Annotated in this window: 17 protein-coding genes; 11 read left to right on the top strand and 6 right to left on the bottom strand. The window is 51.1% G+C overall.

Going from position 1 to position 14162, the window contains the following annotated elements:
• The first annotated feature begins 51 nt into the window (after positions 1-51).
• Together hypF and O0S10_RS04995 are read left to right on the top strand one after the other, a co-directional pair.
• Complete coding sequence (gene hypF / locus O0S10_RS05000) at positions 52-2286, top strand: carbamoyltransferase HypF (RefSeq protein ID WP_268924806.1); 2235 nt, start codon at positions 52-54, stop codon at positions 2284-2286.
• Complete coding sequence (locus tag O0S10_RS04995; RefSeq protein ID WP_268924805.1) at positions 2283-2903, top strand: hypothetical protein; 621 nt, start codon at positions 2283-2285, stop codon at positions 2901-2903. Before hypF ends, O0S10_RS04995 begins: the two co-directional genes overlap by 4 nt.
• A gap of 60 nt (positions 2904-2963) precedes the next feature.
• Here O0S10_RS04995 and O0S10_RS04990 read toward each other — a convergent pair whose 3' ends face one another.
• Both O0S10_RS04990 and O0S10_RS04985 read right to left on the bottom strand, forming a co-directional pair.
• A complete protein-coding gene (locus O0S10_RS04990) occupies positions 2964-3137 on the bottom strand; it encodes a rubredoxin (protein ID WP_268922799.1) in 174 nt (57 codons plus the stop codon).
• 38 nt (positions 3138-3175) lie between these two features.
• On the bottom strand, positions 3176-3751 hold the full coding sequence (locus O0S10_RS04985) for a hypothetical protein (RefSeq protein WP_268924804.1): 576 nt from the start codon (positions 3749-3751) through the stop codon (positions 3176-3178).
• Positions 3752-3898: 147 nt separating this feature from the next.
• Here O0S10_RS04985 and O0S10_RS04980 point away from each other — a divergent pair, with 147 nt between their 5' ends.
• The 9 genes from O0S10_RS04980 (at position 3899) to O0S10_RS04940 (ending at position 9534) form a co-directional block, all read left to right on the top strand.
• Positions 3899-5107, top strand: a complete 1209-nt coding sequence (locus tag O0S10_RS04980) for an aminotransferase class V-fold PLP-dependent enzyme (RefSeq protein ID WP_268924803.1) — start codon at positions 3899-3901, stop codon at positions 5105-5107.
• A 2-nt stretch (positions 5108-5109) separates the two neighbouring features.
• Entirely contained in the window at positions 5110-5784 is a 675-nt protein-coding gene (locus O0S10_RS04975) for a formate dehydrogenase accessory sulfurtransferase FdhD (RefSeq protein ID WP_268924802.1), read from the top strand.
• A gap of 168 nt (positions 5785-5952) precedes the next feature.
• On the top strand, positions 5953-6483 hold the full coding sequence (locus tag O0S10_RS04970; RefSeq protein ID WP_268924801.1) for a YeeE/YedE thiosulfate transporter family protein: 531 nt from the start codon (positions 5953-5955) through the stop codon (positions 6481-6483).
• 3 nt (positions 6484-6486) lie between these two features.
• Positions 6487-7008, top strand: a complete 522-nt coding sequence (locus tag O0S10_RS04965) for a YeeE/YedE thiosulfate transporter family protein (RefSeq protein WP_268924800.1) — start codon at positions 6487-6489, stop codon at positions 7006-7008.
• A 12-nt stretch (positions 7009-7020) separates the two neighbouring features.
• The gene (locus O0S10_RS04960) at positions 7021-7245 is read left to right on the top strand and encodes a sulfurtransferase TusA family protein (protein ID WP_268924799.1); all 225 of its coding nucleotides are present in this window, start codon (positions 7021-7023) and stop codon (positions 7243-7245) included.
• Positions 7246-7301: 56 nt separating this feature from the next.
• Positions 7302-7481, top strand: coding sequence for a hypothetical protein (locus O0S10_RS04955; protein ID WP_268924798.1), 180 nt, complete (start codon positions 7302-7304; stop codon positions 7479-7481).
• Between the two features lie 10 nt (positions 7482-7491).
• On the top strand, positions 7492-8013 hold the full coding sequence (locus O0S10_RS04950) for an OsmC family protein (RefSeq protein WP_268924797.1): 522 nt from the start codon (positions 7492-7494) through the stop codon (positions 8011-8013).
• The gene (locus O0S10_RS04945) at positions 8010-8489 is read left to right on the top strand and encodes a C-GCAxxG-C-C family (seleno)protein (RefSeq protein ID WP_268924796.1); all 480 of its coding nucleotides are present in this window, start codon (positions 8010-8012) and stop codon (positions 8487-8489) included. The genes O0S10_RS04950 and O0S10_RS04945 overlap by 4 nt, the downstream gene beginning before the upstream one ends.
• Before the next feature lie 139 nt (positions 8490-8628).
• The gene (locus O0S10_RS04940; protein WP_268924795.1) at positions 8629-9534 is read left to right on the top strand and encodes a 4Fe-4S dicluster domain-containing protein; all 906 of its coding nucleotides are present in this window, start codon (positions 8629-8631) and stop codon (positions 9532-9534) included.
• A 115-nt stretch (positions 9535-9649) separates the two neighbouring features.
• Here O0S10_RS04940 and O0S10_RS04935 read toward each other — a convergent pair whose 3' ends face one another.
• The 4 genes from O0S10_RS04935 to O0S10_RS04920 all read right to left on the bottom strand — a co-directional run.
• Entirely contained in the window at positions 9650-10456 is an 807-nt protein-coding gene (locus O0S10_RS04935) for a formylmethanofuran dehydrogenase subunit C (RefSeq protein WP_268924794.1), read from the bottom strand.
• A 3-nt stretch (positions 10457-10459) separates the two neighbouring features.
• Positions 10460-12169: a formylmethanofuran dehydrogenase subunit A gene (locus O0S10_RS04930; protein ID WP_268924793.1), complete on the bottom strand. Its 1710-nt coding sequence runs from the start codon at positions 12167-12169 to the stop codon at positions 10460-10462.
• A gap of 2 nt (positions 12170-12171) precedes the next feature.
• Complete coding sequence (locus O0S10_RS04925; RefSeq protein WP_268924792.1) at positions 12172-13533, bottom strand: formylmethanofuran dehydrogenase subunit B; 1362 nt, start codon at positions 13531-13533, stop codon at positions 12172-12174.
• Positions 13526-14162 (bottom strand): molybdopterin dinucleotide binding domain-containing protein (locus O0S10_RS04920; RefSeq protein ID WP_338148556.1); only part of this gene is annotated, 637 nt, incomplete at its 5' end. The genes O0S10_RS04925 and O0S10_RS04920, both read right to left, overlap by 8 nt.

Genomic DNA, 14162 nt, shown 5'->3' with positions numbered 1-14162 from the left:
AACCCTACACTTATATTGGTTGTAATTCTATAATGGTTTTTGAGTGAGTAAATGCGTTGCGGCAGAATCATAGTGCGCGGTATTGTTCAGGGTGTGGGGTTCCGCCCCTTTGTGTATGCAGCAGCCGTGCGGTTCGGCATCGCAGGAACAGTGATAAATCACGGGAGTGAAGTGGAGATCACCGCCTGCGGCGACCGGTTTGATGAGTTCTGTCGTGAGGTGTCGGCGGGGCCGAAGATGTCGGTTATTGATTCGGTAACGGTTGAACCGTTTCCTGAGACATACGTGACCGAACCGGGATTTTCAATTCTTCCCAGTACAGACGGGGCGCGGACAGGATTCATTCCGGCAGATATTGCAACCTGCGACTCCTGCCTTGCAGATATTATGAATCCGGCCAGCCGGTATTACGGATACTGGGCCACGTCCTGTACGGACTGCGGGCCGCGGTACAGTATTATCCGGGCGGTACCCTATGATCGGGAGCGGACATCGATGGAGATGTTTCCTCCCTGCGACGACTGCTGTGCAGACTACCAAAACCCAACAAACCGCAGACATCATGCCCAGACGATTGCATGCAGCAACTGCGGTCCGAAGCTGTCGCTTCTGACCGCCGCAGGTGTTCCGGTTGCGACAGACGATCCGATCAGGGCAACTGCGGAGTTGCTTGATGCGGGACATATTGTCGCAGTCCGGGGTGTGGGAGGTTATCATATCTGCTGCATTGAGGAAGAGGCAAGCCGCCTGAAGCAGCTGCTCGGGCGGCCGCATCAGTCGCTCGCGGTAATGATGAAGCCGGAGTCGCTTTCAGAGTACGTGCTCCCGATGACCGCATCTGAAGAGGAGATGCTGAAAGGGCCGGTGCATCCGATTATGATTCTGGATAAGATTGACCCGGCTGCACACACAGAACTGTCCGAACTGCATAACCTCGGAGTGATGCTGCCCTATACAGGTCTGCATCATCTGTTGTTCCGGCATCTGCAGCACCCGCTGCTGGTGATGACGAGTGCGAATGCACCGGGGACGCCGATGATTACGGAGACATCCTATATTTCCGAGCGGATGGGAAATGTTGCGGAGTTTATCCTGTCGCATGATCGTGAGATTGTAAACCGGTGCGATGATTCGGTGATGCGGGACGGGTATATTATCCGTCTGTCACGAGGTCTTGCCCCGCTGCGAACGGCGATGGATTTGGGGGAGCATCATATTCTGGGGGTCGGACCGGAACTGAACGCAAACGCAACAATTTACAAGGAAGGATTCATGGTGACGTCACCGCATATCGGAAACATCCGGAATCCTGCAACGGTTGCCTATCTTGAAGAGACGATTGAAAAACTTACGTCCCTGACAGGAGCGAAGCCGGAGATTATTGCCCATGATCTGCATCCGCAGTTTCTGAGTACCCGTCTGGCCCACGCTCTTGCAGAGGAGTGGGGGGCTGTCCTGTGCCCGGTACAGCATCACCGTGCGCATATTGCATCGGTGACAACCGAGGAGGTCGTCGGGATTGCGATTGACGGTGTCGGGTATGGAGATGATGCGACGATCTGGGGCGGCGAGATTCTGACAGGATCGCCTGCGGAGGGATATGTCCGGACAGGGCACCTGGAGCAGGTTCTGATGCCGGGGGGCGACCTCGCAACAAAATTCCCGGAACGAATGCTGTATGGGATTCTTCCGGATGAGGAAACGATTTCCCTGCTTGCAGGACGCGGGTGGGACGATATGTCGCTTCGGGTACTTGCGCAGCAGACGAAGAAGCGGTTCAACAGCCCCGCGACGACGTCAACAGGCCGCATACTGGATGCAGCAGCAGCACTTCTTGGGATCTGCCGCGAGAGGACGTACGACGGGGAACCGTCGATGGTTCTTGAGGCGTATGCTGCACGCGGAACGCCGCAGCCGCTTGCTGCGCGGATTGTGAAAGGCAGCGACGGGGCTGATGTTCTGATGACCTCGGATATTCTGCGGGAAGTCCGGGAAATGATCGGGCGCGGAGTGTCGGTTTCAGATACTGCAGCTACGATCCAGACTACGCTTGCAACAGGGATCGCAGCTCTTGCGATCCGATCAGCAGAGCGGACGGGAATTACAACGGCTGCACTCTCCGGCGGTGTTGCGATTAACCGGTCGATCCGCGAGACGATTCTTGCAGAGTTATCGGCTGCGGGAATCAGTTGTGTGACCAATCCCCGGTATCCGTTTGGCGACGGCTGCATCTCCTGCGGTCAGGTGGTAACGGCAGGTATTCTTGTAAAAGAAGGAAAGTTATGAATACTCCGATAAAATCCCAGATTCCGGCATATGCGCAGGAAAATGGATCGATTCTGATTGATGTACATATCAGCAGTATGGATCAGTTCTATAATCTGCTGGATCCCTCACCCGAAGAGGAAAAAGATCTGGATGAAGAGACGGAGACCTATATCCGCAATGCAGTGGAGGATCTGACCCCCGAAGAACGGAAACTGGCACGGATTGTGTTGTACCTCAGTCCGAACCTTTATCAGAACAGCAATACCCGGAAAAACATGGAGCATGCGGTGACAGCAAACTTTGCGTACCGTCTGTACCATGAGAACCGGAAGTATGCATCTGCGATGGAGCGGGGCAAACGGTACCTCATCCGCGGTCTGATCTTCCTCGTAATCTGCCTGGTAATCAGCAGTATGTTTACCCGTATTTTTGAGGAAAATGATGTCAATCTTGCGCTTGCCCAGAGTTTTGTGATCATCGGCTGGGTGGCACTGTGGAAGCCGGTCGAGTTTTATCTGTATGACCGGCGGGACCTCTTAGACGATCTTGCAGTGCTGGAATCACTGACAAAAATGCCGGTTGAGTCGCGGAAGGGAACAATGGCACCGGAGAACGAAACACTCGTACTGATGTAAGAAGAGCAGTTTAAACTGAAAGGCCAAAAGAAAATATTTTCCGGAAAAATCCGGGACCGGCTACTCCTCAATTTTTCTGAAAAGACCGGGTTTACTTTTCGGAATCATACAGGTCGGACACTTCCATGTATCCGGAATATCCTCATACTTTGTTCCTGCCGGAATACCATGCTTCGGATCACCCAGATCCTCATCATAGATATAGGCACAGAAAATGCACAGATATTTTGCCATAAACTCATATCACCCAGCAAAAATAAATATTCTCGGTTTCAGGCACTCTTTTTCTTCTCTTCCATCTCCTCGCGGATCTCATCAATGTACATAATATCGTCGCAGTGTTTTCCGCACAGACAGTATCCATGTTTATCCACTGCATACACCGGATAGCGGATAACATCCTCAGGCACCGGTACCGCCGTCAACCGTTTCAGGTTCAGAAGATCCTCAGGCCGGTATCCAATCGTTTTACACACATGATTAAAATCACGGATCCAGCTGCGGAGGTCACGCACATCATTCATATCCCACTTATAGATCTGATACAGCAGCATGTACGCATCACGTTCAAGAATGATCTGAGACAACTCCTGACTCTGGGTGAAATAGAAATCAAGGAACGTCCGTACATCCCGCACCTGCTGCGCAGACTCATAGGTTGCTGCCCGCATCTCCCGTGCGGTACCAAGACGATCCTCATCCTCCATCTTTCCACCGAGACGTCCGACCTCCTTGGAAATATCCTTCAAATCCAGCTCAATATTCTCCAGATCCCCAAGAACATCTTCGAACTTCTTATACAGCTCGACGCCGAAGAATGCTTCCATGTATTCACTGTGCTTCGTCATTGTAAAGATATTTGACTCATAATTCTATATAAACCATTACTTCAGGCACATCGGCAGAAATAAATACAAATTTTCTATCAATCATCCCAGATATAAGATCTGCTGTAACCATTATATAGAATAAAAACAAAAATCACCAGCAACCACATGCCTCTCTTCGATCCCGAATCTATCAGAAGTGACTTTCCGGTCCTTGCCAAACTTATCTACCTCGACAACGCTGCAACCTCCCTCTCACCGCGTCAGGTAATCGAAGCGCAGGTAACCGCAGAATACCATTACCGCGCCAATGTCGGCCGCGGGATTCATCGACTCTCCCGGATGGCAACGCATCAGTACCAGGAAGCACGTGAAACACTCGGACGATTTCTCGGAGGCGAAAAAGGCACCCTCGCCTTCACCAAAAACACCACTGAAGCGGCAAACATCGTCGCACGCGGGATTCACTGGAACAAAACCGACCGCATCATCACCATCCTCCAGGATCATCACTCCAATCTCCTTCCCTGGTACCGGCTGAAAAACGATCATCTCATCGACGGAATCGACGTCGTAGACAGTACGGCAGGAACGGTTTCAGCCGAGGACATCGAATCCTGCATCACCAAAAACACCCGCCTCATAGCCCTTGGACACGCCTCAAACGTCTTCGGCACCATCGCTCCGGCAAAAGAAATCGCCGAGATCTGCAAAGACAAAAACATCCTTCTTCATCTCGACGGCGCACAGACCGCGCCCCACCTCCCCCTGAATCTCGAACAGATCGGCTGCGACTACTTCGCCTTCTCCGGCCACAAAATGCTCGGGCCGATGGGAACCGGCGGCCTCTGGATCAGTCCGGATGTCACCGGAGATGATGTTCCTGCGCCGCTCTGTACCGGAGGCGGCATGGTGCAGAGTGTCAGCGGGACAACCTTCACTACCGTCAGCGGCCCTGGACGCTACGAGGCGGGAACTCCCAACGTCCCCGGCGCTATCGGTCTTGCCGAAGCAGCACGCTATCTCACAAACATCGGCATGAAAAACGTCGCGGATCACAGCGCGGCACTTGCCCGCCGCATGATCCGCGGCCTTGCAGAAATCCCCGGTGTACGCGTTTACACCCCGGAAGACGCACCCCTTATCGGCACAGTCTCCTTCACCGTGGACAACGTCCACCCCCACGAAGTTGCCTACTTCCTTGATGAAGCCGCAGGAATCATGGTTCGTTCCGGCGAACACTGTTGTCAGCCGCTCATGCACGCCCTCTGTCTCACCGGCGGAACGGTCCGCGCAAGTGCCTACTGCTACAACACCAGGGACGACATCGACATGCTGATTGCCACAACCGAAGAAATTGCCGGAATGGTGAAATAATCATGAAAAATCTGAAAAACGAAACACCTGTACAGATCATCATCAATGGTCGTGCCGCGATGACCATCATGACCTCGGCAGAGGATCCGACCGACCTCGTTGTCGGTCAGCTCTACACGGAACGCGTCATTGAAACGTATGCAGACATCAGCTCAGTTCATATTGACGGTCCACAGACCAGTGTCGTTACCGCCAACCCCTTTGAAATTCTTCTTTCGCGAAAGACCGTTCTTGCCGGATGCGGCGGAGCATCCTCATTTCTCGATTCGGGAAAACTCGGAGACATTACATCAGATCTTGTTGTGTCAGAACAACAACTCAGCAGAAGCACCGAATATCTCCCGAAAACCAACTGGCACAGCGCGGCACTTTTCACAGAAGACGCAACCCTTCTCACCGCTGCAGAGGATCTCACCTCCCAGAACACGGCAGACCGCATCATCGGCTGGGGACTCGCACACAACATCGATTTTTCCAGAACCTATCTCCTTTTCTCAGGAAATATCGTTGCAGAAACAGTACGAAAAACAGTCATCGCAAACATACCTCTTGTGGCAACTGCTGCAGAGGTAACCTCCGCAGCGGTTGCTGCGGCAGACAACACCGGACTCGCGCTGTACCGGATCACCGGAAACACGATCGTTGCCCTCGGCAGAATCAGCCGCTGTACTCCCTGAACTTTTTCATTTTTTGTAAGTCTGAGGAAAAGCCAGATGTTGCGCACCATATAAATTACTTGTGATAGATATATTAATAAGAAGAAACTAAAAAATGAATACTGGACATACTATAAAATCATTTCCACCAACATTAATATTGAATCCATTCGAATAGGAAATACAGCTATGGTAGCTAATAGTTCTGATGAAAAAAAAGGGCTGGACTCTTACCTCAAGATGCCGCTCGTTGGCGGAGCCGTAATCGGTTTTGCCGCAGCACTTATCCAGGCCCTCCTGTTCGCCGCCGGCGGACCGCAGGCTTATGGATTTTGTGTTGCCTGTCACAGTCGTGACTTAATCAACTATGTGTACAACTCCCTCACCGGAAGCAACCTCTTCCTCGCACCCTTCTCCGCGAACCCGGTTGCTGCGGGAACCCTGCCGGTCTTGACCATCATCGGGGTCCTCGTCGGTGCGGTTGCGGCAGCAGTACTCTACAAAGAGTTCCGTGTCAAGAAAGGTGACGCAAAGAGTTACGTCGTCTACGGAATCGGCGGTATCCTCTTCATGATCTTCGCCCTCTGTATGGGAGCGTGCCCATACCGCCTTGCACTCCGTATCGGCTACGGTGATCTCGTCGCAGTCTTCGGACTTATCGCAATCATCGTCGGTATCTACATCGGCATCAAGATTGCGCTCAAGAGAATGGAGGACTGAACCATGGTAGAAGGATTCTTAATTGCAAAGGAAAGCGCAGTCCTCCTCGTCCCGATTGCAACGATCATTCTTGGTCTTGTTATCGGCTGGCTCTGCCAGAGAAGCGGTTTCTGTTCCATTGGTGGTATCCGTGATTTCATCCTTTTCCGCCAGACCCGACTGCTAAAAGGATACATCGCTTTAATCATCTCTGCATTTGTCTTCTATCTCATCTTCTCCTTCATCGTACCGGCAGCAATTCCGAAGTTCCTCTGGTGTATGCAGGACGGTCAGCTCCTCACCGCAATCGGCGGGGCACCGGCAGTCAGTGCAGCGGGGGTTATTGTTCTCATGATCGTAGGCGGTATCTTCGTCGGACTTATCGGAACGCTCCTCGGCGGATGTCCTCTCCGTCAGCTTGTGATGACCTCGGAAGGAAACCTGAAGTCCCTGGTCTTTGTAATCGGCATGCTTGCCGGAGCAGTTATCTTTACGGCACTTGTCTCCCCATGGATTATTGAAGCATTCACAGCAATAGGCCTCTAAGGTGAAAAAACCATGACGAATAAATTAGACATTACCGGAAAAGTATGTCCAATCTGTCTTCTGGCAGTAGACAAAGAACTGAAAAAACTATCATCAGGCGAAGAGCTCGTTGTAGTATGCGACCACGCACCCGCAGCTACCGCGTCTATTCCCGAATACTGCGGAGACAGAAACTTCGAATGCAGTGTCAAACTGATTGAAAACGGACTCTGGGAAATTACTATCACGAAGAACTGAGAAACCAAATAGTCAGAATGATACCTGACTTCCGTGAAGAATCGTGTACCTATCTGATGCTGAGGCTGAAGGTCGCCCTGAAAAAAGAAAAAGGTGCTTTCAGTTTTCTCGGGACATCGACACAGGTGAAAACTGTGGAAGGAGCATTCCCAAAATCAGGATATGCAGTTGATGTGACCAGCCAAAATGAGAAAGACACATTTCTCATTACATTAACTCCTTCCACACCAAAGTGAGACAGAAAACATGCTGAATAATATTGATATAGCACAGGTAAAGCAGTACGAATCCGAAATAAAAGCGGACGACAATGAAGCGTTGTTTACAACCAAAATGACCGGAACCTGGCAGTTCGACGAGAACGGCCCGCAGTTTACGGCAGACGCAAAGACCGATGCAGGACCGGTTACCTTCGCGTTAGCCCATCCGAACTTTGAGAAGCTCGGGAACTACCCGTCACCGATGGCATACGGCCTGTTCTGGATCTGTGGGTGTGCTTCAGCAACCTTCATGACCGCTGCAGCAAAACGGGGAATCAAAATTGATGCCTTGCACACAGACATCGAAGCAGACCTCGATTATCATGCACAGTTCCAACTCGGAACCCAGCCTCTTGTTGGCGCATACAGAGTTACCTTCAATGTAACGAGCGCACAGGCAACCGATGAGGAGATCGAAAGCCTGAAACAGGCGGCTTATAACGGGTGTATGGCTCTGTTTACCGTGAGAAATGCAATTCCGTTAACTCTTTCCGCAAAAAGAGCATGACACTCCCTTCCTATTTTTCAATTCCAGAGACGGTTGACTGTGAACAATTAAAAATTCAGGCGGAAGATCTTTTCAACAGCGGACAATGGTATTGTTCGGAGGCTGTGATAAAAATAATCAGAGATACATTCTGCCCGTCAGTTTCGGACGAAATTATCGCGGCCGCATCAGGTTTTCCTGTTGGAATGGGAGGCGGAGGATGTACGTGCGGAGCGGTGGCAGGAGGAGTTATGGCCCTCGGTCTTGTTTTCGGCAGAACAAAACCGGAAGAGAAAGTACAGTCGGCAGAGTGTATGAAATATGCACGGGAGCTTCACGACAGATTCCGGAAAGAGAACAAATCGGTGTGCTGTCGCGTGTTGACAAAAAATATGCTTGCGGATTCACCCGAGCATAAAAAACAGTGTGCCGAACTCACCGGCGAGGTTGTGGAAATTGTTACCGAGATTATTCTCAGAGAGGCAAAATTACGATAAGTGTAATCGAGAAATTTTTTCACTCCTCTGAAAAAATCAACTCTGTCCGGCAAACCGTGAGCTTGATGGACAGACTCCACACACAGGTATACCGCAAAGACAATTCTTTTATCATCCCCTCTCCAATGATCGAGGTACAATGGCAGATCCGAATCTCTATCTCAAAGGCGGTGTTATCCCTGAACGGGATAACGAGCACTATATTATCCGGCTCCGAACGCCCGCAGGCATGCTGGGCGTGGAGGCTCTCGCGGGAATTGCAAAGATCGCACAAAAATACGGTATTGAGGATACACACCTAACCACCCGGCAGACGATTGAACTGCTCCACGTGGGCCCTGAGATTCTGGATGATCTTCTGGCGGATCTTGAGAAAAACGGAACCCCGATCGGTGCAGAGCGGAATGAGGTTGTAAATGTCACCGCGTGCCTCGGGAATGCAAACTGTAAGTACTCTGTCATCGATACACTTTCCCTTGCCCGGAAACTTGATGAGAGACATTTCGGCAAGGAGATGCCGGTGAAGGTTCGTATTGCTATCTCCGGCTGCCCGAATGGATGTACCAGTGAACGACTGAATGAGATAGGAATTACCGGACTCCGCCGGCCGGTGCGCAATGAGGGACTCTGTACCGGATGCGGGACCTGTGGCTACTACTGCCGTGAGCATGCAATTCAGATCGAGAACGGGAAACTCCGGCTGAATCAGGGAGACTGTATGCTCTGCGGATTCTGTATCCATGCCTGTCCTTTCCAGTACATTAACTTCGAGGATCCTCTCTATCTTATCACGCTCGGCGGCAGACGCGGACGTCATCCGAAGATCGGGAGAACATTCTATATTGCACGTTCCGAAGACGATGTTGTGGAGATTGTGGGAAAAATTATCTACTGGATTTTCAGAAGTATTGCATCTGACAAGATGCTTCCCGAACAACTGACCGACGAGGAGTTCGCAGAGTTCCGTGAGAAGGTCATGAAGAGTTTGAAGCCGCTCGGTATTGACGGTGTGGATCCGACCAACGCCTACTGTATGCAGAACTAATACCTTATCCTTTTTTTGTCTCAGAGAAACACGCGAAATTTCGGGATCATTCTTCGTCCCGTTACACAAAAAAGCTCTTTTAAAACAATTACAGAAAAAAACGGAAAAAGGAGAGTTACTCCTTCAGAGTGTAGATGTGGCCGTAAACGACCTCACCCTTGCTCTTCGGATGGCGCTCACCAAGATCGCCGATGAACACATTGAACATGTGCTTCTCACCGTCAACCTCGATCTCTCTCTCTTCAATCTTCTTGTAGCCGGGCATCATCACATCACAGCCGTGGAAGACGTAAATCTCGCCTTTCACCATCTGACCACCGACACGGCGGTGCGCCTTGCCTTTGATGATAATCGTTCCGCCCTCGGCGTGGGTACCGATGTGGATATCGGCATTACCCTCAATGATGATGGTTCCGCCGTTCATGAACGTACCAAGATCAGAACCAACATCACCCTTCACCCGGATAGTACCGCCCTGCATACCTCTCCAGTCACCACGGTATGCGGCCGCAAGGTAGTTCCATGCACGTCCTTCGACAAGCATCTCTCCGCCCTTCATCTGAAGACCGGAGAAGGAACGGACATCACCCTTCACGTGGAGCTTTCCGCCTTCCATCCAGGCACCGGTGAACATATCTGCGGTACCGTTGACAACAACTTCACCTGCAGTCATCCATGCACCGAAATACTTGCACTTGGAGGTTCCGGGACCGTAGACATCGATCTTCGTCTCTGCTGCAGTTGCTCCGGAAGCGCCGGAGATCTCGAACCACTCGCCAAGCGTATAGTTGCGCTTACCTTCCGAACACGGAAGTGCTGCAATCTCCTCAAGGGACTTGCCGGCAAACTTGTCCGGAGTAACACTCTCACACTCAAGGAAGAGGTCCGGGACTTTCTTTAACGTAATAGTTACCGTGTTCATCTCTTACACCTCGATAATCTCCTGGTTTGGAGCATAGTGATCAATAACCTCGTAGTTGCCAAGGTTGACACTATAGTACTTCAGGAACTTCTCGCTGATATCGTGCATAACCTGCTTGTTCTCCGGAACCTTTGCATCGACCCAGTAGGTCTTCTTGGCAACCGGGTCAGCATCCAGCACAACACCGTTCTCCACAACCTTCACACCGTCCTTGAAGAAGTATGCAGACTTTGCGAATGCATTCTCCAGGTCAAGACCTTTCGGCATGTTGTCCGGGTTAATGTTGTAGACAGCAAGGTTTGCCTTCATACCAGGTGCAAGACCACCCATCGAACCGGACAGACCGAGCGCCTGTGCAGGTCCCGCACGGGTCATCTGGGACAACTCGTAAAGGCTGATCTCACGGTCAATCTCGGCAAGATAGGTTGCGTCAATGACCTTCGTTGCGTACTTGAAGCTGTTCAGGAGATTGTCACGGTACTGTTTGTCCATCAGCCATGCGTAGATACGCGGGTAGCGGGTGAACGGACCTGCATTCGGGTGGTCAGTAGTGATCATCGTCCGCATTGGATCTGCTGCGAACAGCGGAATCTCAAGACCGATTGCCCACTGAATGTCACAAACCTTCACGTTCGGGCTGTAGACGTACGGAACAACACCGGAAGAGGTCTCAAGCTCCACATCCACGTTACCCCACTTGAGGTGGTTTAAGGCACCGAGGTGGTACTCAAACGGACCGTCTGCAGTCATCGTCGTGGTCTCGTCAAGAGTAACGCTGCCGGTATCGATGGAGATCTGCGGGGTCTTGTTCACATAGTCCATGACTTCCTTTGCTTTGGACTCGAAGTCACCCCATCCGGTTCCGCCGTAGGAGTGGAACTGAATATGGGTGTGGTGCAGAACGGTCTTGCGGCCGAGGTTGTTGTTCGGCTTAAAGTCCTCTGCGATCTTCAGAGAGTCAAGGGTGGTCGTGTAGTTTCCGGGGTTACCCAGATTGTTGGAGTGCAGGTGCACGGAGTGCGGCAGGTGCAGCTCTTCGTTCGTGGTGATAAGACCTGCAATGATCTCCTTCGGGGTAATTTCGAAGTACGGAACCGGATCGTTGACGGTCATGCAGTTCAGACCCCATGCCCATGCCTCGGATCCTCCCGGGTTCACACACTTGATACCGTATCCTTTGGTCTGGCGGAGCATCCATGCAACATATGCTGCTGCATTGTCAATCTCACCGTTCTTCAGATACTCAAACATGAACCAGTTGTTGCCGAACACCGGCATTGCTGCTTCATCAACGATTGGCGTGTCGCGGATCTCCTCGTGCACGTGGCGGGAGTAGAGTGGCGGCATTGCTGCTTCCATCAGGAAACCGAATCCCATACGGGCATACTCATATCCGGTCTTATAGACGGTCGGAATGGAGAAGCCTCCCTCGATCTTGGTCTTCGGGTCGATCTTTCCAGAGCAGCGCTCGCCAAGGCGGAACTTATCCTCCGGGCGGTACCAGCGTCCGAGGTTGACCTTCGGACCTGCAACGTGGGTGTGCACATCGAGTGCACCGGCCATAACAGTCTTGCCGGTTGCATCAATAACGGTTGCAGAGTTGCTGACCTTGTCAACAAACTTGCCGTCTTTAATACAGACATCGGCGATATCGCCTTTCTGACCGGTGACTGCATCGAATACGTGACCGTTCTTAATGATAAATTCAGACATCTTCAGGCCTCCATCTTTGCGAGGTATTCAGATGCATCCTTACATCCGTTCTCTGCAAGAATCTCATCGACACGTGCACTGATGCGTTTGAAGAGCTCCTCATCGGTGATGACTCCTTCCGGTGCATCGATACACTTACGGGTCTCGATTGGGACATTGTCCATACGGTAGCAACATCCGCCGACTTCGACACCGACAATTGCGACCGGGATATGGAGGTCCGAGAGTTCAGTCGACATGCTGATATGCGGGTCGATGGTAATCGACGGGATGTGTGCCATGGTACGTGTTGCCTCGAACGGGAAGTGGGCAGCAAGATCACTTGCAATAACGACACATGCATCAACTTCATGGCGGACTAACAGATCTACAGAAGTGGTCTCTCCCGGATTGTGACGTGCCATGGTAAGTCTGGACAGATCGCATGCGAACGGGAAACCATACTGCCATCCGAGAACCTGGCCGGCACCGGTGACGTTGTAGTGGCCGCGCATTGCAATGAGCACAGCTTTTGTATAGTCGTTTAAGTCACGGATGAAGTTGATACCTGCATCGATGTTGTGGTTTCTTCCCAGAGTGTGGGTCAGACCCATTCCGAAGAAGAGCGTGACGAAACGTCCGGACTTACAGATATCAACGACTTCCTGAAGCTTCTCTTTGGGAACACCGCCGACTTCATCGGGGATATCCTCACCGCGAAGGAGGGTTCTGAGTGCGTCGAAGATTTCGTAGTCGTAGCTCTGCTTGATGCGGACAAAGGTATCTGCAACTTTTGCTGTATCGGTCTCACGGCAGTCAACACAGATGATCTTTCTTCCTTTCTGTCCCTTTGCAGAGAAGAAACCACGCGGGAAGATGGAATATCTGGACATGTGACGCGGGTGGGCGTGTGCCGGGTTGCATCCCCAGAAGATGACACGATCGGCACGGTTCTTGACTTCTCCTAACGTACAGGAAGGTACACCCGTATCCTGAATTGCAAGGAGGGAAGAACCATGGCAGACCGTTGCACAGTTATCGATGACACCACCGGTCTTTTCTGCAAGTACATTGCCTGCTGCAATTGCTTCACAGTTGGTGGATGACCATCCATAGAATAACGGTTTCTTTGCTTTGAGAAGTGTCTTCGCGGCGAAGTCGATTGCTTCATCGTAAGAAACATCCTTGTAAGTTCCGTCAGCCTGACGCATACGCGGAAGAACAACACGTCCGGGGTTGCTGACGTGGAGATATTTCTCTGCACCAATTGCACAAGCGTTTCTGACCGTTACAATCTTCTTTTCGTCGTCAGTGACGTCGACTTCAAGATCATCGCAAAGAGTACCGCAGAATGTACAGATTACGTTTTTAATCGTTTTAGTCATAGTGTGGGTCACCTACATATTTCAAACCGCACTTTTCGTGCAGAAGTTTTACTGGATTCTCTATTTTCTCTTCCGGTGCCGGTTCGATGAGACAGTCAAAGCCGCAGAAACACGGCTCACCGGTGGAGTAAGTGTATGCCGGAACAACCATGTTTGCCCATGGTCCCATTGGGATGTGAGCAAGTCCGGGATACAGACTCTGGGTAGTGACAACTGCTTTTAAGATAACGCTGCCAGCTGCACTGGTTACTCTAACATTCGTGTTCTTGTTAATGCCGAGAGCCTTGAAATCATCCTCGTGGAGTTCAATGATTGAACATGCATTGAAGTACTGCGGAGATGTTTTTCCGGTTTCGATTGCAATACCCTGCTTAATTTCTGTACAGGTGACAACACTGACAATGATACCGTTTCCGTATTTTCTCTGATCGCTTTTCTGCATCTTCTGCAGTTCAAGAAGTGCAGAATACTCAGTGGTATCCCCTACAAGGTGGGGTTTAGACCAGTCATTGAAGTCTTCCTTCTGAAAAAGGGAGACTAAAGGGGAGGGATTTCCCATAGTCATACTTATAATCCTCTTCTCTTTCTTTCTGCTGCAATGGGGCTTGGTCCGATCTCTTTTACAGTGT

The sequence above is a fragment of the Methanocorpusculum petauri genome, from assembly GCF_026891975.1.
Taxonomy (GTDB): Archaea; Halobacteriota; Methanomicrobia; order Methanomicrobiales; family Methanocorpusculaceae; genus Methanocorpusculum; species Methanocorpusculum petauri.
The sequence above is the reverse complement of the archived record's forward strand: the minus strand, read 5'-3'. Positions and strand labels throughout refer to the sequence as shown.